At 68.0% G+C, this 19,690-nt stretch carries 17 protein-coding genes; 10 read left to right on the plus strand and 7 right to left on the minus strand.

Going from position 1 to position 19,690, the window contains the following annotated elements; genetic code table 11:
* The first annotated feature begins 42 nt into the window (after positions 1-42).
* Positions 43-732, plus strand: coding sequence for a pirin family protein (locus TGR7_RS01425; RefSeq protein WP_012636876.1), 690 nt, complete (start codon positions 43-45; stop codon positions 730-732).
* A 54-nt stretch (positions 733-786) separates the two neighbouring features.
* Complete coding sequence (locus TGR7_RS01430) at positions 787-1,359, plus strand: nitroreductase family protein (RefSeq protein ID WP_012636877.1); 573 nt, start codon at positions 787-789, stop codon at positions 1,357-1,359.
* A 163-nt stretch (positions 1,360-1,522) separates the two neighbouring features.
* Here the strand turns inward: TGR7_RS01430 and TGR7_RS01435 are convergent, their stop codons facing one another.
* The 7 genes from TGR7_RS01435 to TGR7_RS01460 form a co-directional block, all read right to left on the minus strand.
* Positions 1,523-4,228: a cation-transporting P-type ATPase gene (locus TGR7_RS01435; RefSeq protein ID WP_012636878.1), complete on the minus strand. Its 2,706-nt coding sequence runs from the start codon at positions 4,226-4,228 to the stop codon at positions 1,523-1,525.
* Entirely contained in the window at positions 4,225-6,936 is a 2,712-nt protein-coding gene (locus TGR7_RS01440) for a cation-transporting P-type ATPase (protein WP_012636879.1), read from the minus strand. Before TGR7_RS01440 ends, TGR7_RS01435 begins: the two co-directional genes overlap by 4 nt.
* A 160-nt stretch (positions 6,937-7,096) precedes the next feature.
* On the minus strand, positions 7,097-7,636 hold the full coding sequence (locus TGR7_RS01445) for a hypothetical protein (RefSeq protein ID WP_012636880.1): 540 nt from the start codon (positions 7,634-7,636) through the stop codon (positions 7,097-7,099).
* A gap of 263 nt (positions 7,637-7,899) precedes the next feature.
* Positions 7,900-8,118, minus strand: coding sequence for a GDCCVxC domain-containing (seleno)protein (locus TGR7_RS16935; RefSeq protein ID WP_012636881.1), 219 nt, complete (start codon positions 8,116-8,118; stop codon positions 7,900-7,902).
* Positions 8,115-9,134, minus strand: a complete 1,020-nt coding sequence (locus tag TGR7_RS01450) for a PA2778 family cysteine peptidase (protein WP_012636882.1) — start codon at positions 9,132-9,134, stop codon at positions 8,115-8,117. The genes TGR7_RS16935 and TGR7_RS01450 overlap by 4 nt, the downstream gene beginning before the upstream one ends.
* Positions 9,134-9,526: a DUF6627 family protein gene (locus TGR7_RS01455; protein WP_012636883.1), complete on the minus strand. Its 393-nt coding sequence runs from the start codon at positions 9,524-9,526 to the stop codon at positions 9,134-9,136. The genes TGR7_RS01450 and TGR7_RS01455 overlap by 1 nt, the downstream gene beginning before the upstream one ends.
* 27 nt (positions 9,527-9,553) lie before the next feature.
* A complete protein-coding gene (locus tag TGR7_RS01460; RefSeq protein ID WP_012636884.1) occupies positions 9,554-9,952 on the minus strand; it encodes a DUF6627 family protein in 399 nt (132 codons plus the stop codon).
* Positions 9,953-10,132: 180 nt separating this feature from the next.
* On the opposite strand from TGR7_RS01460, the gene TGR7_RS01465 reads away from it, so the two are divergent.
* The 8 genes from TGR7_RS01465 to TGR7_RS01500 all read left to right on the plus strand — a co-directional run bounded on the left by TGR7_RS01465 (position 10,133) and on the right by TGR7_RS01500 (position 19,646).
* The gene (locus TGR7_RS01465; protein ID WP_012636885.1) at positions 10,133-11,458 is read left to right on the plus strand and encodes an MFS transporter; all 1,326 of its coding nucleotides are present in this window, start codon (positions 10,133-10,135) and stop codon (positions 11,456-11,458) included.
* Between the two features lie 23 nt (positions 11,459-11,481).
* Positions 11,482-11,961, plus strand: a complete 480-nt coding sequence (coaD, locus tag TGR7_RS01470) for a pantetheine-phosphate adenylyltransferase (RefSeq protein ID WP_012636886.1) — start codon at positions 11,482-11,484, stop codon at positions 11,959-11,961.
* 64 nt (positions 11,962-12,025) lie between these two features.
* Entirely contained in the window at positions 12,026-12,280 is a 255-nt protein-coding gene (locus TGR7_RS01475) for a YfhL family 4Fe-4S dicluster ferredoxin (RefSeq protein ID WP_012636887.1), read from the plus strand.
* Positions 12,281-12,318: 38 nt separating this feature from the next.
* Entirely contained in the window at positions 12,319-14,109 is a 1,791-nt protein-coding gene (gene ggt / locus TGR7_RS01480) for a gamma-glutamyltransferase (protein ID WP_012636888.1), read from the plus strand.
* 195 nt (positions 14,110-14,304) lie between these two features.
* Positions 14,305-14,904 carry a TetR/AcrR family transcriptional regulator gene (locus TGR7_RS01485; RefSeq protein ID WP_012636889.1) on the plus strand — a complete coding sequence of 200 codons (600 nt, stop codon included), beginning with the start codon at positions 14,305-14,307 and terminating at the stop codon, positions 14,902-14,904.
* An 81-nt stretch (positions 14,905-14,985) separates the two neighbouring features.
* Positions 14,986-15,417 (plus strand): cytochrome c, encoded by a 432-nt coding sequence (locus TGR7_RS01490; RefSeq protein WP_012636890.1) that lies wholly within the window; start codon positions 14,986-14,988, stop codon positions 15,415-15,417.
* Between the two features lie 12 nt (positions 15,418-15,429).
* Positions 15,430-16,563, plus strand: a complete 1,134-nt coding sequence (locus tag TGR7_RS01495; protein WP_012636891.1) for an efflux RND transporter periplasmic adaptor subunit — start codon at positions 15,430-15,432, stop codon at positions 16,561-16,563.
* Positions 16,560-19,646: an efflux RND transporter permease subunit gene (locus TGR7_RS01500; RefSeq protein WP_012636892.1), complete on the plus strand. Its 3,087-nt coding sequence runs from the start codon at positions 16,560-16,562 to the stop codon at positions 19,644-19,646. Before TGR7_RS01495 ends, TGR7_RS01500 begins: the two co-directional genes overlap by 4 nt.
* Positions 19,647-19,690: the final 44 nt, after the last annotated feature.

Below are 19,690 nucleotides of genomic sequence, written 5' to 3' on the forward strand. Positions count from 1 at the left end.
TACGCTCAATTCAGGTCAAATTTCAGACACCGGAGGCGAGTCATGATTGAGGTCAGACGCAGTGAAGAACGCGGCGCGGCGGACCACGGTTGGCTGCAGAGCCGCCATACCTTCTCCTTCGCCCGCTACTACGACCCGCGGCACATGGGCGTGTCCGCCCTGAGGGTGATCAACGATGACCGGGTGAGTGCTGGGCAGGGTTTTCCTGCCCATTCCCACGAGGACATGGAGATCATCAGCTACGTGAAGAAGGGTGTCATCGCACACAGGGACAGCATGGGCAACGTGGAGCAACTGCCGGCAGGCGAGTTCCAGCTCATGAGTGCCGGCACCGGGGTGACCCACAGCGAGTACAACCCGTCGTCCACCGAGTCGCTGGAGTTCCTGCAGATCTGGATCCAGCCCAATGTCTACGGCATCGAGCCGGGTTATCAGCAGAAGCGATTCCCGGCGCGACAGGGCCTGCAGCTGGTCATTTCCCCCGACGGCCGCGACGATTCACTGCAGATCCACCAGGACGCCTTCCTCTATCACTTGCGCTTGGATGCGGACGGATCGGCCAGTCACGCCCTCGGCAGGGGACGTACGATTTATGTGCACGTGGTCTCGGGGGTGCTGAACGTGAACGGGGAGCGGCTGGAGGCGGGCGATGGCGCGCGCATCGGTGAGACCGAGAGGGTGGCGTTCGTCGCCCTGGAGGACAGCGAGGCACTGGTGTTTGATCTGCCCTAAATCCACGCGTGCATCGGCCGTCGGCCGATGCACGCCCGACAGGAGACATGACTCATGCGAAACACCACCTGCGCCAAACTCGATAGGACCTTCATTGACCGCTGGTCTCCGAGGGCCTTCCTGCCGGACAAGCTGAGCCACGAGGACCTGATGACCCTGTTCGAGGCGGCCCGGTGGAGTCCATCCTGCTTCAACGAGCAGCCCTGGCATTTCGTCTATGCCGTCGCGGATGAAGATCTCGCGCGCTTTCAGTCCGTGCTCACCGACAAGAACAGGTCATGGGCGAGCAGGGCGCCGGTACTGATCATCGCCTTCAGTCGCCCGCGCTTTCGCAAAAACGACAAGCCCAACCGCTGGGCGGATTTCGACGCCGGCGCCGCCTGGATGGCCCTGAACCTGCAGGCCCATCGTCTGGGTCTGCATTGTCATGCCATGGGCGGCTTCGATGAAGACATGGCCTATGAGGCCACCGGGCTGGATCGCGACCAGTACAAGGCCCTGTGTGTGATCGCCGTCGGAAGGCGGGCCGATGCCGATGTGCTGCCCGAGGACCTGCGCGCGCGGGAGGCCCCATCGGATCGCAGTCCTCTGGATGGCATGATCACCGAAGGACGCATGCCCGGCTGAGCTGGTGCTGGGCTCGACTGATAAAAGCCTTAACGCAAAGACGCAAAGACGCAAAGACGCAAAGGGGCGCAAAGCTTTTCGGCTTAAAGATCAAAAGATTCTTTGCGTTCCTTTGCGTCTTTGCGTCTTTGCGTTGAAAGCTCTTGACCTTAACTCCTTATGCTCAACCCACCTGGCGCCACTTGAGGAAGGCCTTCTCCAGTTCCACGAGCACGAACAGGATGACACCGAAGGCCAGGATGCGGCCCCAGTCCTCGAGTCCCAGGGCGGTGGTGCCGAACAGGAACTGAAGCGGCGGCGCGTAGGTGAACAGGCCCTGCAGCACGATCAGCACGCCGATGGCGATGAGCACCGCGCGGCTGCCCAGGAGGCCCTCCCGGTTGAACACCGGCTCCAGGATGTAGCGGCTGTTGAAGAGATAGAAGAGCTGGCCCATGACCAGGGTGTTGATGGCGGCGGTGCGCGCCAGTTCCACGGCCATGCCGTGTTGTTGCATCCACAGGAAGTGGCCGAAGGTGCCGGCCACCAGCAGGGCCGAGACGAACACCACCCGCCAGATGAGAAAGCCGGACAGGATCGGGGTGTTGGGCGGACGGGGTGCTCGTTTCATGACGCCGGGCTCGGTGGGCTCGAAGGCGAGCGCCAGGGCCAGGGTCACGGCGGTGACCATGTTCACCCACAACACCTGCACCGGCGTGAGCGGCAGGGTCAGGCCCAGCAGGATGGCGGCGACGATGGTGAAGGCCTGGCCGCCGTTGGTGGGCAGCAGGAACAGGATGGCCTTGCGCAGGTTGTCGTAGACGGTGCGGCCTTCCTCCACGGCATGGGCGATGGAGGCGAAGTTGTCGTCGGCCAGCACCATCTCGGCGGCCTCCTTGGCGGCCTCGGTACCCTTGATGCCCATGGCCACGCCCACGTCGGCGCGTTTCAGCGCCGGGGCGTCGTTCACCCCGTCGCCGGTCATGGCCACCACGTGGCCATGGGTTTGGATGGCACGCACCAGGCGCAGCTTGTGCTCGGGGGTGGCGCGGGCGAACACGTCCACCTTCTGCACCACCTGCTGCATCTCCTCGTCGCTGATCTTTTCTAGCTCGTGACCGGTCATCACCCCGCCCTCGGTGTGGATGCCCAGTTCCCGGGCAATGGCCTCGGCGGTGACGGCATGGTCACCGGTAATCATCTTCACCCGGATGCCCGCCTCCTGGCATTCCTTCACCGCTTCAATGGCCTCGTCCCGGGGCGGGTCGATGATGCCGCACAGGGCCAGCATGGTAAGTCCCCCGTCCTCGATGTCGGGGAACGCCAGGCTGCGCTTGTCCGCGTCCACGGTCTTGACCGCGAGCGCCAGCAGGCGCTGGCCCTTTGCTGCGATCTCGTCCATCTGCCGTTGCCAGCGATCGGCGTCGATCTCCCGGTCGCCGTCCGCGGTGCGCTCCTTCGCGCACACCGCCAGTACCCGCTCCGGCGCACCCTTGAGGAAGATGAAGCTCTGCCTGCCCTCGTGATGGTGATGCAGGGTGGCCATGAACTTGTAGGAGGACTCGAAGGGAATCACGTCATCCCGGGGGTAGAGTTCGTTGGTCTCCCTGTGGTCGAGTCCCGCCTTGAGCGCGGCGGTGACCAGCGAGCCCTCGGTGGGGTCCCCCTCCAGGACCCACTGGCCGTCGCGCTGGTGCAGTTCCGCGTCGTTGCACAGCAGGATGCCGCGCAGGCCCTCGGCGAGGACGACATGGTCTTGGGGGTCGATGTCCTGACCGTCGAGTGAGAAGCCGCCATGGGGCTCGTAGCCGACCCCGCCCACCTCGAAGATCTCCTCGGCGGTGACGATGGATTTGACGGTCATCTCGTTGCGGGTGAGCGTGCCGGTCTTGTCGGAGCAGATGGTGGTCACGGAGCCCAGGGTCTCCACGGCCGGCAGACGACGGATGATGGCGTTGCGTGCCGCCATGCGCTGCACGCCGATGGCGAGCGTGATGGTCATGATGGCGGGCAGGCCCTCGGGGATGGCCGCCACCGCCAGGCTCACGGCGGCCAGGAAGGTCTCCAGGATGTCGTAGTCCCGGAACCAGTAACCGAAGGCGAAGGTGAAGCCCGCCAATGCCACGATGGCGACCGAAAGCCAACGGCCGAACACGGCGATGTCGCGCAGCAGCGGCGTGGTCAGCGTCTCCACCTCGCCGAGCAGGGTGGAGATGCGGCCGATCTGGGTACTCGCGCCCGTGCCCACCACCACGCCCTTGCCCTGGCCGAAGGCCACCAGTGTTCCGGAGAAGGCCATGCTGGCCTGGTCGCCCAGGTCCGCCTGTGCGTCCACGGGACCGGTCTGCTTGTCCACCGCCACCGATTCACCGGTGAGCACCGCCTCGTCGATGCGCATGTTGTGGGCGCGCAGCAGGCGCAGATCCGCGGGCACCTTGTCGCCCGCCTGCAGGAACACTATGTCACCGGGCACCAGTTCCTCGGCGGGCAAGGTGCGGCGCTGGCCATCGCGCAGCACCAGGGCCTTGGGCGAGAGCATGTTGCGGATGGCGTCCAGCGCCTCTTCCGCTTTACCCTCCTGGATGAAGCCGATGATGGCGTTGATCAGCACCACGCCGAGGATGACGCCGGTATCCACCCAGTGCTGCAGGAAGGCGGTGCCCAGGGCGGCGGCGATGAGCACGTAGATCAGCACGTTGTGGAACTGCAGCAGGAAGCGCTTGAGCGGCCCGGTACGCTCCGGCGGCGGCAGGCGGTTGTAGCCGAAGCGTTCCAGGCGCTCGCGCACCTGCTCGCCCGCAAGCCCGCCCTCGGAGACCTCCAGACGCTGCAGGGTTTCCGAGGTCTCCAGCTGATGCCAGGGGGTGTCCTGACGCGAGGGATCATTCACAGGAAGAATCTCCGGATCACGGTCTTTTCCAGCTCGACGATGATGAACACGGCGGCGCCGAACAGCAGGATGCGTCCCCAGTCCTGCAGGCTGAGGTTGACGGTGCCGAACAGGGCCTGCATCACCGGGGCATAGGTGAAGGCCAGCTGCAGCAGCACCAGCACGCCGATGGCGATCCACATGGCGCCGGAGCGGAACAGTTCGCCGCCCAGGAGCACCGGCTGATAGATCAGGCGCAGGTTGAGCAGGTAGAAGGCCTGGCCGGCCACCAGGGTGTTGATAGCCACGGTGCGGGCCAGTTCATCGGAGACCCCCAGCACCTCCTCCATGTACACGAAATGGCCGAAGGTGCCGGCCCACAGCAGGATGGCCACGAAGGGGATGCGCCACAACAGGAAGCCGGACAGCAGGGGCGCGTCGGGCCGGCGCGGCGGGCGTTTCATGACCCCGGGCTCGGCGGGCTGGAAGGCCAGCGCCATGGCGAGCGTTACCGAGGTGACCATGTTCACCCACAGCACCTGCACCGGCGTGAGCGGCAGGGCCAGGCCCATGAGGATGGCCATCATGATGGTGAGCGACTGCCCGGCGTTGGTGGGCAGCATGTGCAGGATGGACTTGCGGATGTTGTCGTAGACGGTGCGGCCTTCCTCCACGGCGTGGGCGATGGAGGCGAAGTTGTCGTCCGCCAGCACCATCTCGGCGGCCTGCTTGGCCGCCTCGGTGCCCTTGCGCCCCATGGCCACGCCCACGTCGGCGCGCTTGAGCGCCGGGGCGTCGTTGACCCCGTCGCCGGTCATGGCGGTGACGTGGCCCTGGGCCTGCAGGGCCTGCACCAGGCGCAGCTTGTGTTCCGGGGTGGTGCGGGCGAACACGTCCGACTCCTGCACGGCCCGTTGCAGGGCCGCGTCGTTCAGGGTCTCCAGCTCATGGCCGGCGATGGCCCGGCAGCCGTTGCCCATGCCCAGTTGTTCGCCGATGGCCCGGGCGGTCACCAGGTGATCGCCGGTGATCATCTTCACCCGGATGCCCGCCTCCTGGCATTCCTTGACCGCCGCGATGGCCTCCTCCCGGGGCGGATCGATGATCCCGCACAGGGCCAGCAGGGTGAATCCGCCGGCCTCCACGTCCTGGTAGGCGAGGGTCTGCTGCCCGGCGTGCGCCTCGCGCACGGCCACGCCCAGCAGACGCTGGCCCTTGCCGGCGATGGCCTCCATGTGGCGGTGCCAAGTGTCCCGGTCCAGGGGCAGATCGCCCTCGGCGGTGCGCTGCAGATCGCACAACTCCAGGACCCGCTCGGGCGCGCCCTTGAGCAGGATGCGCCCGTGGCCCTCGTGGTCGTGGTGCAGGGTGGCCATGTACTTGTGATCCGACTCGAAGGGGATCACGTCGGTGCGTGGCAGGCGCTCCTGCTGCAGGCGCATGTCCAGGCCCGCCTTGAGGGCAGCGGTGAGCAGGGCGCCCTCGGTGGGGTCGCCCTCCATCTGCCATTGTCCGTCGCGTTCATGCAGCGCCGCGTCGTTGCACAGCATGCCGGCGAGCAGCGCATCGCTGAGCACCGGGTCATCGTCCGGGTCCACCTCATGGCCGTCCAGGGAGAAACCGCCATGGGGCGCATAGCCCACGCCGCTCACCTGGTAGGCGTGGCGTGCGGTGACCAGGGTCTCCAGGGTCATTTCGTTGCGGGTCAGGGTGCCGGTCTTGTCGGAGCAGATGGTGGTCACCGAGCCCAGGGTCTCCACCGCCGGCAGGCGGCGGATGATGGCGTTGCGCCGGGCCATCTTCTGCACGCCGATGGCCAGGGCGATGGTCATGATGGCGGGCAGGCCCTCGGGGATGGTGGAGACCGCGAGGCTCACCGCCGCCAGGAACATCTCGTTGAGCGGGTAGTCGCGCACCCAGTAGCCGAAGGCGAAGGTGGCGGCGGAGATGAGCACGATCACCACCGCCAGCCAGTGGCCGAACTGCTCCACCTGGCGCACCAGCGGCGTCTCCAGGCTGTGTACCTCGCCCAGCAGGGTGGAGATGCGGCCGATCTCCGTGTGCTTGCCGGTGCCCACCACCAGGCCCACGCCCCGGCCGAAGGCCACCATGGTGCCGGAGAAGGCCATGCAGCTGCGGTCGCCCAGGGGCGCGTCCTCTGTCACGGGGTCGAGGGATTTTTCCACCGGCACGGACTCGCCGGTGAGCACCGCCTCCTCGATGCGCAGGTTGCGGGCCTCCACCAGGCGCAGGTCCGCGGGCACCTGGTCCCCGCCTTGCAGCAGCACCAGGTCACCCGGCACCACCTGGTCCGCGGCGATCTCCCGCCGGTGGCCGTTGCGGATCACCGTCGCCTTCGGGGAGAGCATGTTGCGGATGGCGTCCAGGGCCTTTTCCGCCTTGCCCTCCTGGATGAAACCGATGAGGGTATTGATGAGCACCACGGCGAGGATCACGCCGGTATCCACCCAGTGTCCCAGCAGGGCCGTGCCCAGGGCGGCGAACAGCAGGATATAGATCAGGATGTTGTGGAAGTGGCGCAGGAAGCGCACCAGGGCATTGGCCCGGGGCGGGGCGGGCAGGGCATTGGGGCCGTAGTGGGTCAGCCGTTGCCCCGCCTCGTCATCGGCGAGGCCGTCACGGCCGGTGCGCCAGAAGGCCCTGGCTTCGTCCGCCGTGCGGGTGTGCCAGGCCGGGTTCTCGGGGGGGGTGTCGCTGGGGCTGTCCATGACGTGGCTCCGTGAGGTGTCAAGGACATGGTCAGGAATCCTCCCGCGCTTCGCAAGGGCGACGCGGGTCGGACTTGAGCGGGATCAGTCTCGCACCGCTTGCAGCCAGGTCAAGGCGGTACCGCCCGGGATCCCTGTCCCGGGCGGCACCGGGTGGCGATCAGAAATGGGTGCCGAACTTGGCCATCACGCGCATGTTGTCCGCGTCCCGGCTCACGCCTTCGAAGCGGGCGCTCTCGGTGAACTGGTAGCGGGCCTCGACGCCGATGAACAGGTTGCTGGGCATGCGGTAGTGCATGCTGCCGCCCACCTGGAAGGCCCACAGGCCGTTCTCGTCGCTGCCGATCTCGGTGCGGGCGTAGCCGATGCCCGGGCCGATGCCCAGGGACAGTTCCGGGCTCATGGTCATCATGTAATGGGTGTTGAGCTCCGCGCTGGTCATGGTGAGCGGATTGTCCTTGTAGCGGGTCACGCTCAGGTGGTGGCGCAGGTGGCCGCGGGCGGGCTGGATGAACTGGCAGTTGCCGGACAGCTCGACGCCGTAGACGAAGTCATCATCGGCCCGGGGCACGTCCGGGAACAGCACGCCACCGAGCACTGCGATGGCGGGGTCCAGCGGGGTGCGGTCGGCCATCGCGGGGCCGGCGCCCAGCAGGGCGGTGGCGGTGGCCAGGGGGATCAGGGTGTGACGCAGGGACATGGGGGCCTCCTGTGAAGGGATGGTGGGTTGAACGGGGCACAGTGTGCGCAAGGCGCGGGCGGGTTTCTGTGATCAGGTCACGGAATGGGCTGAGGGTTCAGGCGAAAGGCGGGTTTGCCACAGAGGGCACAGAGGTCACAGGGAAATGATTCAAGGGGATCCGTTGTAGGTCGGGCTTCAGCCCGACAGCCGTAGCTTCGGGAGACCGCGCTGTCGGGCTGAAGCCCGACCTACAAGGAAAGACACCGAATCGCCTTGACGGGTTATGTAAAAGCGCCTCCTCCGGACTGCTGCTGGGTCGGCGGGCAGGGCACATCGCCGTAGGAGCAGAACACGCAGCAGTCGCCCGGTTTCGGGCGCAGCAGGGCATGGCACTGCGCGCACTCGTAGTGCCACTGGCAGGCGTCCGTGGGCATGGTCTCGGTCGTGGCATGACCGCAGTGGGGACAGGTGAGGGTGGATTGCAGGACCGGCTCGCTCATGGGGCGAGGGCCTGGGTGGGCAGCGGGCAGTGCAGGGGTGCGCAGGTGCGCGTCACTTCCGCGCCATCCATGGTGACCAGGGTCTGCCGGTACTGGGCGTTGTCGGGCGCGAGCGCCACGGCGCAGCGGGCGGCCTGGCGGGCCTGCTCTCCGCAACCCTGGGCCTTGAGCACGTGGGCCAGGTTGTTCCAGCCGGCGTGGGCCTCGGGCTGATGTTCGATGAGGGCGCGGAAGGCGGACTCGGAGGCCGCAAGCTCGCCCTGTGCATAGCGCAGGTTGCCCAGGGCGATCCAGCTGATGGGCTGCTCCGGCCACTGCCGGGTGGCGGTCTCATAGGCCACGGCGGCCGCCTCGGTGCGGCCGATCTGCTCCAGGTTGTTGGCGGCGCGCAGCCAGGGCAGGGCCTCGCCCGTGGCGGGCACTTGGTCGGGAGGCAGGGTGATGAAGGCCCAGCGCTCGCCCCGGCGCCAGGTGCGCTCGAAGCGGCTGAAGCTGTTCACGTGGCGCTCGATGGTGCCGGAGCGCAGCACGATCTCCCGGGCGGGCAGGTCGTAGCCGATCACCACCGCGTAGTGCCAGTAGGGTGCAAAGTTCACGCCGAGGTTCTGGAATACCAGCACCGGATGGCCGGCGGCCACCTCCCGCAGCACGTCTTCCAGGCGGGGATTCAGCGGATAGGCCACCAGCCCGCGGGCGCGGGCGGCGGCGAGCATCTCCGTCTGCAGGCTGCCCTGGCGCTCGGGGATGTAGACCTCGGAGACCAGGGCGTCGGGATGGGTGTCGACACCGAGGTCCACCAGCACGGTGGCCAGCGCCGCCGGGCCGCACTGGTAGTCCTCCTGGGGGAAGAAGGGCACGTGCGTGAGTTCCACCTGCTCGGGCAGGTCGGGCGGTGCGCCCCGGGCGAGCTGCTTGCTCTGGGGGGCGGTGGCGCAGCCGGCGCCCAGCAGGGCGACCAGCAGCAGGGAAAAGAAGACGCCCGCCACCTGGCGGGCGTCGCGGGCACTGCGGGGCATCAGCGGACGGGGCGGATGAACGAGAAGATGTCCGTCACGCCCAGGGCATCCAGCAGCACCAGGATCAGGAAGATGATGAGCACCGTCTCCACCACGCCGGCGCCGGCGGGCAGTTCGGCCAGGCGCTGGTTGAGCTCGGCCACTTCCGCGTCGGTCATGCGCGAGACCCGCTCCTGGGCCGCTTCGGGGGAGACGCCCATGCGCTCCATCTGTTCGCGGATGTCTTCCCGGGAGAGGGTCTGCATCAGGGTGGCGCGGTCCACATGGGCCTGTTCGCTGGCCAGCAGTTCCCCGGTGCCCACCATGGAGGCGTGCAGCGGGGAGGTCACGATGGCGAACAGCAGCAGCGTGGCGGCCAGGGTGACGAGGGTGCGAAGTCCGGATTTCATCATGATCGTGACTCCTTATCCGGCCGCGCCTCAGCGCGCCGGACGGATGAACGGGAAGATGTCCGTGGCGCCGATCACGTCGGTGATCACGAACACGATGAACAGCAGCAGCACCACGCCCAGCACGCTGGCGCTGCCCACCGGCAGTTCGTCGAGGCGCTCGTTGAGGGCGACCACTTCCGCGTCGGTCATGCGCGCCACACGCTCGGCGGCCTGGGCGGGATCCACACCCATGGTGGCGAGCTGCTCGCGCACGTCGTCGCGGGACAGGGTGGCCATGAGGCGCTCACGATCGGCCAGGGACTGTTCGGTGGCGAGCAGTTCGCCGGTGCCGATCATGCTGGCAAACGCGGGGCTCAGGGTGCCGCCCAGCAGGGCGAAGATGCAGAGCAGGACGAGTACACGTCGAATGTAGTTGTTCTTGATCATGACGCACGACCTCCGGGGATCCATGGGTGGCTAAACCGGATACATTCTGTGCGGGTGTTTGTACGGGCGTCAATCGCTGACGCCGGGCGGCTCCCGATTTTGTGGCCTCTGTCAGGCTTGATCCGCGTGTTACGCTAGCCCGGTTCGTCTTCTCCACCGGCTCCCGATCGGAACCCCTGCATGCAGCGCGCGTCGCGGAAAGAGATCTTCGGCTGGGCGATGTTCGACTTCGCCAATCAGGCCTACACCCTGCTCATCATCACCGTGGTGTTCGGCGATCTGTTCACCCGGGTGATCGTGGGCGACGCGGATCAGGGCTACCGGCTGGGCAATCTGTTGTGGAGCGTGGCGCTGGCGATCAGTTATCTCGCGGTGGTGATCGCCGGCCCGGTGTGCGGCGCCATCATGGACTTCTCCGCCGCCCGCAAGCGCTTCCTGTTCGCCAGCTACCTGATGACTGTGGTCACCACGGCGCTGCTGTATTTCGTCGCCCCGGGCTACATCTGGCTGGGCATGCTGCTCATCATCCTGTCCAACTTCGCCTACGCCATCGGCGAATCCTTCATCGCCAGTTTTCTGCCCGACCTGGGCCCGCCGGAGAGCCTGGGCTGGATCTCCGGCTTCGGCTGGGCCCTGGGCTACGTGGGCGGTCTGGTGTCCACCGCCTTCGCGCTGCTGTTCCTGGGCGAGGTCAGCCTGGAGAACTTCGACAACGTGCGCTGGGTGGGGCCCTTCGCCGCAGGCTTCTTCCTGGTGACCGCCATCCCCACCTTCCTCTGGCTCCAGGAACGGGGTCGCCGTCGGCGCCTGGCGCGGGGTGCAAGTTATCTCTGGCTGGGGCTGCGCCGGGTACAGGCCACCCTGGCCACCGTGGGCAGTCACCGGGATCTGGCCTGGCTGCTGGTGTCGGTGTTCTTCGCCATGGCGGGCATCTACATCATCATCTCCTTCACCTTCATCTACGGCGCCCAGGTGGTGGGTTGGGACGAGCAGACCCGGGTGATCATGTTCGTGGTGGTGCAGCTCACCGCTGCCGCCGGCGCCCTGGGCTTCGGCTATCTGCAGGACCACATCGGCGCCAAGCTCACCTACGGGATCAGCCTCACGCTCTGGCTGCTGGCGGTGCTGCTGATCTTCGGCACACCGCAGATCGCCCACTGGCTCACGGCCGTGACCGGCAGCAGCGTCGAGCCCCAGCAGGTGTTCCTGGTGGTCGGTTCGGTGGCGGGCCTGTGCCTGGGCTCCGTGCAGTCCGCCGGACGCGCCCTGGTGGGCCAGTTCGCGCCCCGGCTCAAGGCGGCGGAGTTCTTCGGTTTCTGGGGGCTGTCCAGCAAGCTGGCGGCCATCGTCGGACTGCTGGGCATCGGCGTGCTGCAGGCCTGGGTGGGTCTGCAGGCGGCGATCCTGCTGTGTCTGCTACTCTTTGCCCTGGCCCTGGTGGCCATTCTGCCCATCAACGAGGCTCGCGGGCGGGCCGCCGCCCTCGCCAGGCCGCGGCCGGCCTGAGGCAATACACGGGGAGTCCTGTCATGCAAGTCATCGCCGTCTATCCCGGGACCTTCGATCCCATCACCAACGGACACACGGACATCGTGCGCCGGGCGACCCGCCTGTTCGACCGGGTGGTGGTGGCGGTGGCGGCCAGCCCCGCCAAGCAGCCCTTCTTCAACCTGGACGAGCGGGTGGGGCTGGCCCGGGATGCCCTGTCCGGCCTGGGCAACGTGGAGGTGACGGGCTTCAGCGGCCTGCTGGCGAAGTTCATGCGCGAGCAGCAGGCCCAGGTGATCCTGCGCGGCCTGCGCGCGGTCTCCGACTTCGAGCACGAGTTCCAGCTGGCCGGCATGAACCGCCACCTGGCCCCGGAGCTGGAGACCCTGTTCCTCACCCCCGCCGAGGAGTTCGCCTATGTCTCCTCAAGCCTGGTGCGGGAAATTGCCGCGCTGGGCGGCGATGTCTCACACTTCGTCTCAGGACCGGTCGTGGCTGCGCTCAAGGCGCGCATGGGATAAAATACGCCCCTTTGCGCCTGCGCCGAGACGCTGGCATGTGACGGAATTGCAAGAGGAAATCCCCATGGCCCTGATGATCACCGACGAATGCATCAACTGCGATGTGTGCGAGCCCGAGTGCCCCAACGGCGCCATTTCTCCCGGTGACGAGATCTACGTCATCGACCCGGCCCTGTGCACCGAGTGCGTGGGCCACTACGACACCCCCCAGTGCGTGGAGGTCTGCCCCGTGGACTGCATCCCCAAGGATCCGGACATGGTGGAGAGCAAGGAGGCACTGATGGCCAAGTACGAACAGCTGATGGCCCTGAAGGCCTGATGTTCAGGGTGACGGAATCGATACATGCAAGGGGCCCCATGGGCCCCTTGTCACGTCTGGCGCGCAGCGTCGCGCTCACCGCAGGTCGGCCTTCAGGCCAACAACACGCTGCGGGTCGGACACTGCGCCGTCGGCCTGAAGGCCGACCCACGATCCTGCTCGCACTCATCCTGCTGCTGTTCGCGGGTGTCGCGTCGGCCACCGAGCGCCCCGGCGTCCACGCTATCGCCTCGGCCCACCCGCTGGCCACGGCGGCGGGCCACGAGGTGCTGGAACGGGGCGGCAACGCCTTCGACGCCGCCATCGCGGTGACCGCCGCCCTGGGTGTGGTGGAACCCTACGGCTCCGGCATCGGCGGCGGCGGGTTCTTCCTGCTGCACCGCGCCAAAGACGGTTTCCAGACCATGCTGGACGGCCGGGAGACCGCCCCCGGCGCCGCCCACCGGGACATGTACCTGGATGCGCAGGGTGATGTGATCCCGAACCTCTCCGTGGACGGCCCCCTGTCCGCCGGTATCCCCGGCACGCCCGCGGCCCTGGTGCACCTGGCCGAGCGCTACGGCGCCCTGCCGCTCGCGGATTCCCTGGCCCCCGCCGTGCGCCTGGCCCGGGACGGCTTCCCCGTGGACGCCGTGTACCGGCGCATGGCCAACTTCCGCCTGCCGGCCCTGAACGCCCATCCCGAGGCGGCCCGGGTGCTGCTGTACAACGGGCGCGTGCCCGCGGAAGGCACGATCATCCGCCAGCCGGACCTGGCCGATACCCTGGAGCGTCTGGGCCGGGAAGGCTTCGAGGGATTCTATGGTGGTGAACTGGCCGAGCGCCTGGTGCAGGGCGTGCGCGAGGCCGGCGGCATCTGGACCCTGGAGGACCTGGCGAACTACCGCGTGGTGGAGCGCGAACCGGTGCGCGGCGAGTACCGGGGCTACCGCATCACCGCCGCCTCTCCGCCGTCCTCCGGCGGCGTGGCCCTGATCAGCATCCTCAACCAGCTGTCCCACTACGACCTGACCGCGCTGGACCGCGTCACCCGCACCCACCTGATGGTGGAGGCCATGCGCCGTGCCTACCGGGACCGGGCCGAGTACCTGGGCGATCCCGACTTCGTGGACATGCCCCTGGCCCGTCTGCTGAGCCCCGACTACGCGGCCGGCCTGCGCGCCACCATCCACCCGGAGCGCGCCACCCCCAGCGAGCTGCTGCCCGTGGTGCTGGAGCCGGCGCCGGAGAGCGAGCAGACCAGCCACTTCTCCGTGCTGGATGCCGAGGGCAACCGGGTGGCGGCCACCATCACTATCAACTACCCCTTCGGCTCCGGCTTCATGCCGCCCGGCACCGGCGTGCTGCTCAACGACGAAATGGACGACTTCTCCGCCAAGCCCGGCGTACCCAACGTCTACGGCCTGGTGGGCGCCGAGGCCAACGCCATCGCGCCGAACAAGCGCATGCTCTCCAGCATGACGCCGGCCTTCGTGGAAAACGACGCGCGCCTCGCCATCCTGGGCACCCCCGGCGGAAGCCGCATCATCACCATGGTGCTGCTGGGCGCGATGGAGTTCATGGAAGGCGGAGAGGCTCAGGCCATCGTGTCGCTGCCCCGTTTCCATCACCAGTACCTGCCGGACGAGATCCAGTTCGAGGTGGATGCCTTCGACGCCGCAACCCTGCAAGGTCTCCAGTCCCGAGGCCACAGCCTCGCCCCCCAGGCGCGGCGCTTCGGCAACATGCAGGCCATCGTGTGGGATCGGCGCTCCGGTGATGTGAGCGCCGCCTCGGATCCGCGGGGGATCGGCGAGGCGCGGAAACGGGAAATTAATGGGCAGGATTAGCAGGACTTATGGGCGGATTTGCAGGATTGAATGATCAGGCGGGGTGCCGCGATAAGCATTCATTGAATCCTGTCAGTCCCGAGGAGTCCTGTTAGTCCTGTCCATTTCCTTTTTCACCGACGAGGCCTTGTAAAGAGGAAGCTTCGGCATCTATGATACAAGCAAGCAAGTAATCACTTACATTAGTGGAGATGCATGCGCAAATCCGGCGAGGAACGGCGGGAAGAGATCGTCCAGGCGGTGCTGGATCTTGCTGCCGAGCGGGGCGTGGGGCAGGTGACCGCCCAGGCTATCGCGGACCGGGTGGGCATCGCCCAGCCCACGGTCTTCCGCCACTTCAAGACCCGCGACGCCATCCTCCGGGCCGCCCTGGAGTGGATCGGCAAGGGGGTGCTCACCGTGCTGACGCCCATCTTCGCCGGATCCGGTCCGGCCGACGAGCGCCTGCGCCAGCTCCTCTCGCGGCAGTTGCAGTTCATCAGCCAGCGCAGGGGGCTGCCGCGCCTGCTGTTTTCGGAACGCCTGCACATGGAGGACCCGGAACTCAAGGCCGTCGTGCGGCGGATCATGGAGACCTACACGGGGCGGGTCAGGTCACTGCTGGATGAGGGCGTGGACGAAGGCAAGTTCCGCCCCGACCTGGATACGGAAGAGACGGCCCGGCTCATCACCGCCCTGGTGCAGGGACTGGTGATGCGCTGGTCCATCAGCGACTTCGAGTTCCCCCTGGAGGCCCAGGGCGACACCCTGTGGCGGCTGTTGGAGCCGGCGCTCGAGGCGCGCTGGACACCCTGAGGCATTCAGGCCGTCGTTCCCGTTCGCCCCGTTGCGCACTGAAACATGTACCAAATATCCATCAATAAAGGAGACACACCGATGAGTCTGTCGAACACCGTACGCCGTGCCGCGCTCGCCCTTGTCGCCGTCTCGTGGATCGCCGGCGCCGCTGCCCAGGAGGGGCCGACCTTCAAGGTGATCATGCAGGGGCTCGCCGAGGACATGAACCACCTCAACACCGCCATCTTCGCCGAGGACTTCGAGGCCATCGAGCGTTACGCGTCCGCCATCGCCCATCATCCCCGGCCGTCCCCCGCGGAGCGCCAGCGGCTCATGGACGCCGTGGGTCCCCGTATGGAGTTGTTCCAGTCCATCGACCGTTCCGTGCATGGCGGTGCCGGTGAGATGGCGGACGCGGCCCGGGTGGGGGACATGGACGGCGTGCTGCGCTATCACGCCAAAGTAATGCAGGGGTGCGTGACCTGCCACTCGGCCTTCCGCGACCAGTTAACCCGCGCACCGAACCCCTGAGGTCCTGCAGCGATGTCCGCCCCCGAGATACCCCGCCTGTCCTGGCCCCAGCGCCTGATCGTCACGGTCGTGCTCGTGCTGCTGGCCGTATGGATCGGGTTGGCAGGCGCCGAGCGCCTCTCGGCCCGATTCGACCCGGAACCCGCGCGTGCCGTGCCGCCGCCGGCCGTGGAGACGCTTGTCGTCTCGGAGGAGACGGCGGTTGTGGAGCGGGTCTATCGCGGTAGCGTGGAGTCCGAGGGGCGGGCGCGCATCTCGGCCCGGCTCACGGCCCAGATACTTCAGATCCCCCATCGTGAAGGCGCCCTCGTGCGCCGGGGGGACGTGCTTGCCCGTCTGGATGACGAGGAAATCAGGCGCGACGCGGCCCGTCTCGAGGCCGTGGCCGACCGCCTGGAAGGCGAACGGGCCACCGCCCGGCGTGAAGCCGCCCGCCAGGAGGATCTCTTCCGGCGCAACCTGACACCGGAGCGAAGCCTCGACGACGCCCGCCAGCGGGTAAGCACCCTGGAGGCCCAGATCCGCGAGAACGCGGCGGCGCTGGGCCTGGTGCAAAGGCGCCTGACCTACGCGGAGGAACGCGCCCCGTTCGACGCGCAGGTGCAGCGCGTCCACGCCAGCGAGGGCGAACTGGCCGCCGCGGGTCAGCCCCTGGTGGAACTGGTGGCACTCAGCAGCCTCAAGGCGGTGGTGCAGGTGCCGCAGGTGGATGCCCGCCGTCTGCGCCCGGGGATGACCGTGCGCCTGGAGGTCCCGGCCCTGAGCCGGATCTGGCCCGCCCGGGTGGACCGCGTCTACCCGGCCCTGGACGCCGGCAGCCGCAACGCGACTTTTGCCGCGTTCTTTCCCGAAGACGCGGATGGGGTGCGCCCCGGCATGGCCGTGCAGGCCCATATCGCGCTGGATCACATCGAGGGGGCCGTGCGCCTCCCGGCCCAGGCGGTGCTCGGTGAGGGGCCGGAGCGCCGGGTGTATGTGCTGGAGGACGGCCGCGCGCGGGAGCGCCTCGTGCAGGTGGCCGTGGCCCGCGCCGGCGAGTACCTGATCACCGCCGGGCTCGAGGCGGGTGAGCAGGTCATCGTCACCGCCGACCCGCGCCTTGGCGACGGCCTGCCCGTGCAGGCCGGCGAGCATCCCCACCGATGAACTGGCCCGAGTGGGTCCTGCACCAGCGCCACACGGTGATCGCGCTGCTGGTCGGCGCCCTGGTGCTGGGCGTGCAGGCCCGTTTCCAGTTGCCCGTGCAGCTCTTCCCGGACACGGACCCGCCCACGGTCACGGTGATCACCGAGTATCCGGGCATGGCGGCGACGGACGTGGACGCGGACCTCACCCGCCTGCTGGAGGAGGAGTTCGCGAGCCTAGACGGTGTCACGCGCATCTCCGGCACCAGCCAGGCGGGGCTTTCGGTGGTGCGGGTGGAGTTCGACTACGGCATGCTGGCGACGCTGGCGGCCGTGGATGTGCAGAACGCCGTGGGGCGCGTGCGCCGGGACCTGCCCGGGACCATCGGCGAGCCGCGGGTGCTGGAATTCTCCACCGCCGACAAGCCCATCGTCACCGTCGCCCTGCGAAGCGACACGCTAGATCTCGCGGACGTGCGCGAGGTGGCGGACAACGCCGTGCGCGAGCGCCTGGAGCGGGTGCCCGGCGTGGCGGCGGTGGATATCATCGGCGCCCACAGGCGCGAACTGCACGTGGCCCTGGAGCCGGACCGTGCCGAGTCCCTGGGTGTGGACCTGGAGCAGGTGGTGGCCGCGCTCGATGCCTGGAACCTGGTCGCCCCCGGCGGGCGTGTGCGTCACGGGGCGCTGGAGAGCGTGATCCGTTTCGACGCCCCCATTGATTCGGCCGAGACCGCCGAGCGCATCGTGCTGCGCTCCGATGCCGCCGGGCAGGTGCGCCTGGGCGACGTGGCTACGGTCAGCCTCGCGCCGGGCGAGATCCGCAACGCCTATCGCTTCGACGGCCTTCCTGCCATCGCTGTGCAGGTGCTGCGCCGGGACGACGCCAACACGGTGGAGGTGGCCGCGCGGGTGCGCGAGGTGCTGGAGGCGCTGCGGGCCGAGCATCCGGCGCTGGAGATCGTCGTCGCCGATGATGACTCCGTGTTCACCGAACGGGTCATCACCGACATGACCCGCACCGTGCTCGTGGCCGTGGCGCTCACCATGGCCGTGGTGCTGGTCTTTCTCGCGGATCTTCGCCAGGCAGCGATCATCGCCCTGTCCATCCCCGCCGCCTTTCTCGCCACCTTCGCTCTCATGCAGGCGGCGGGGCTCGACCTCAACATGGTCACCATGTCAGCGCTCATCCTCGCCATCGGCCTGCTGGTGGACGACGGCATCGTGGTGCTGGAGAACATCCACCGGCATCTCGAACTGCCCGACACCAGCGCGCGCAGCGCCGTGGTCAACGGCGTCGGCGAGATCCTCTCCGCCAAGCTCGGCGGTTCGCTCACGACCCTGGGCGTGCTGGTGCCGCTGATGTTCATGGGCAGTTTCATCGGCGAACTGTTCCGGCCGCTCGCCATGACGCTTGCCTTCGCGCTCGCCTCGTCGTTCGTCATGGCCGTGACCCTGGTGCCGCTGCTCGGCGTGTGGTGGCTCAGGCCCGGCCGCCCGCAGGCGCCCAACCGGCTCGTGGTGTGGCTTGGCCGCGCGGGCGGCGCAGTGCGCGTCAACTACCTGGCCGGCCTGGGGCTCGCCCTGCGCCGGCCGGTGACGATCCTGGTGACGTCGGTGCTTCTGCTCGCGGCAAGCCTCGGCATGCTGCGCATGGTGGGCAGCGAGATGATGCCGCGCTTCGACTCGGGCAGCTTCCGGGTGGTGGTGGATCTGGTGCCGGGCGCAACGCTGGAGGAGACCGTGCGTGCCGTCGCCCGCGCTGAGGACGTGCTGGTGGGTCGCGAGCATACGCTCACGGTGAGCACCCGCGCGGGCCACGAGGCCGGTGCGCGCGCGATGGGGGATCGCGGCGCCATGTCGGTCAACCAGGCCGAGATCACCGTCAACCTGGTCCCGCGCACCGAGCGCGAGGCCGACCAGTGGCAGATCATGGACCAGGTGCGCCAGGTCCTGGAGCAAACCCCCGGCGTGATGCTGGGCGTGCCGCGAGAGATGGGTGGCACGGCGCGCGCCAGCACCTCGGCCCCCATCGTTGTGCGCGTCTCGGGCGAGTCTCCGACCATGCTCGATCGCACCGCCCAGGCCCTGCTGGATCACCTGCGCGGCGTTCCCGGCATGACCGACCTTTACAAGGACTGGGCCCTGGACACCCCGGAACTGCGCGTGCGCCTGGATCACGAGCGTGTCGCCGAACTGGGCCTGACCGGCGCCCAGGTAGCCCGGGCCGTGCACCGGGCCATGGACGGCGCCGTGGCCACCCGCTTCCGCCAGCCACCGCTCAGGGACCTGGACGTGGTGGTGCGTTATGCCGAGCCTCACCGCCTGCACCTGGAGGACCTGGAGAACGTCACCCTCGTCACGCCCGCGGGCCCGGTCCCCCTGCGCGAAGTGGCCACACTCGAACACGATCTCGGCCCGCGGGTGCTCACCCGGGAGGACGGCCAGCGCACGCTGGACGTGCTCGGCTATCACCTGGGCCGGCCGCTCTCCGAGGTGGTGGCCGACGTGGAGGCGCGCCTCGCCACCTTCGAGGCCCACGACGGCTACCGGGTGTTCCTGGTGGGCGAGCAGGCCGACTTCGACGAGGCCCGCGCCCACATGCTCCGCGCCCTGGTGCTGGCCGCACTGGCGGTCTACCTGCTGCTGGTGGTGCAGTTCGGCAGTTTCGCGCATCCGCTCACGGTGATGAGCGCCATCCCGCTGCAGTTTATCGGCGTCACGGCCGCGCTGCTGGTGGCGGGCAAGTACATCTCCATGCCCGCGCTGCTTGGCATCATCCTGCTCATCGGCATCGTGGTGAACAACAGCATCATCCTGCTCGACCTCACCCGCCGCCGCATGGCCGAGGGCCTGGAGATCCATGCCGCCGTCACCGAGGCCGTGGACACCCGCATGCGTCCCATCATGATGACCGCGCTGTCGACGGTCGCCGGCATGTTCCCGCTCGCGTTGGAGATGGCCGTGGGTGCCGAGCGATTCTCACCGATTGCCACGGTGATCATTGGCGGCATCCTCGCTGCCACGGTGCTCACCCTGGTGGTGATCCCGGCGTTGTTCGTGGTGATGGAGCGCGGAGGCAGGCGCCGTAGGTTGGCGGGCTGATTGACAGCCTGTTGGCTTTGCTTCCCTCGCCTAAGCCTGCGCCT

The sequence above is a fragment of the Thioalkalivibrio sulfidiphilus HL-EbGr7 genome (assembly GCF_000021985.1).
GTDB classification, from domain to species: Bacteria; Pseudomonadota; Gammaproteobacteria; order Ectothiorhodospirales; family Ectothiorhodospiraceae; genus Thioalkalivibrio_A; species Thioalkalivibrio_A sulfidiphilus.

Coding starts and splice junctions, on each gene's coding strand:
- TGR7_RS01475 (WP_012636887.1), top strand. CDS start 12,026: ATGGCCCTGATGATCACCGACGAATGCATCAACTGCGATGTGTGCGAG.
- TGR7_RS01445 (WP_012636880.1), bottom strand. CDS start 7,636: ATGTCCCTGCGTCACACCCTGATCCCCCTGGCCACCGCCACCGCCCTG.
- TGR7_RS01425 (WP_012636876.1), top strand. CDS start 43: ATGATTGAGGTCAGACGCAGTGAAGAACGCGGCGCGGCGGACCACGGT.
- TGR7_RS01485 (WP_012636889.1), top strand. CDS start 14,305: ATGCGCAAATCCGGCGAGGAACGGCGGGAAGAGATCGTCCAGGCGGTG.
- TGR7_RS01455 (WP_012636883.1), bottom strand. CDS start 9,526: ATGATGAAATCCGGACTTCGCACCCTCGTCACCCTGGCCGCCACGCTG.
- coaD (WP_012636886.1), top strand. CDS start 11,482: ATGCAAGTCATCGCCGTCTATCCCGGGACCTTCGATCCCATCACCAAC.
- TGR7_RS01430 (WP_012636877.1), top strand. CDS start 787: ATGCGAAACACCACCTGCGCCAAACTCGATAGGACCTTCATTGACCGC.
- TGR7_RS01460 (WP_012636884.1), bottom strand. CDS start 9,952: ATGATCAAGAACAACTACATTCGACGTGTACTCGTCCTGCTCTGCATC.
- TGR7_RS01500 (WP_012636892.1), top strand. CDS start 16,560: ATGAACTGGCCCGAGTGGGTCCTGCACCAGCGCCACACGGTGATCGCG.
- TGR7_RS01440 (WP_012636879.1), bottom strand. CDS start 6,936: ATGGACAGCCCCAGCGACACCCCCCCCGAGAACCCGGCCTGGCACACC.
- TGR7_RS16935 (WP_012636881.1), bottom strand. CDS start 8,118: ATGAGCGAGCCGGTCCTGCAATCCACCCTCACCTGTCCCCACTGCGGT.
- TGR7_RS01495 (WP_012636891.1), top strand. CDS start 15,430: ATGTCCGCCCCCGAGATACCCCGCCTGTCCTGGCCCCAGCGCCTGATC.
- ggt (WP_012636888.1), top strand. CDS start 12,319: ATGGGCCCCTTGTCACGTCTGGCGCGCAGCGTCGCGCTCACCGCAGGT.
- TGR7_RS01490 (WP_012636890.1), top strand. CDS start 14,986: ATGAGTCTGTCGAACACCGTACGCCGTGCCGCGCTCGCCCTTGTCGCC.
- TGR7_RS01450 (WP_012636882.1), bottom strand. CDS start 9,134: ATGCCCCGCAGTGCCCGCGACGCCCGCCAGGTGGCGGGCGTCTTCTTT.
- TGR7_RS01465 (WP_012636885.1), top strand. CDS start 10,133: ATGCAGCGCGCGTCGCGGAAAGAGATCTTCGGCTGGGCGATGTTCGAC.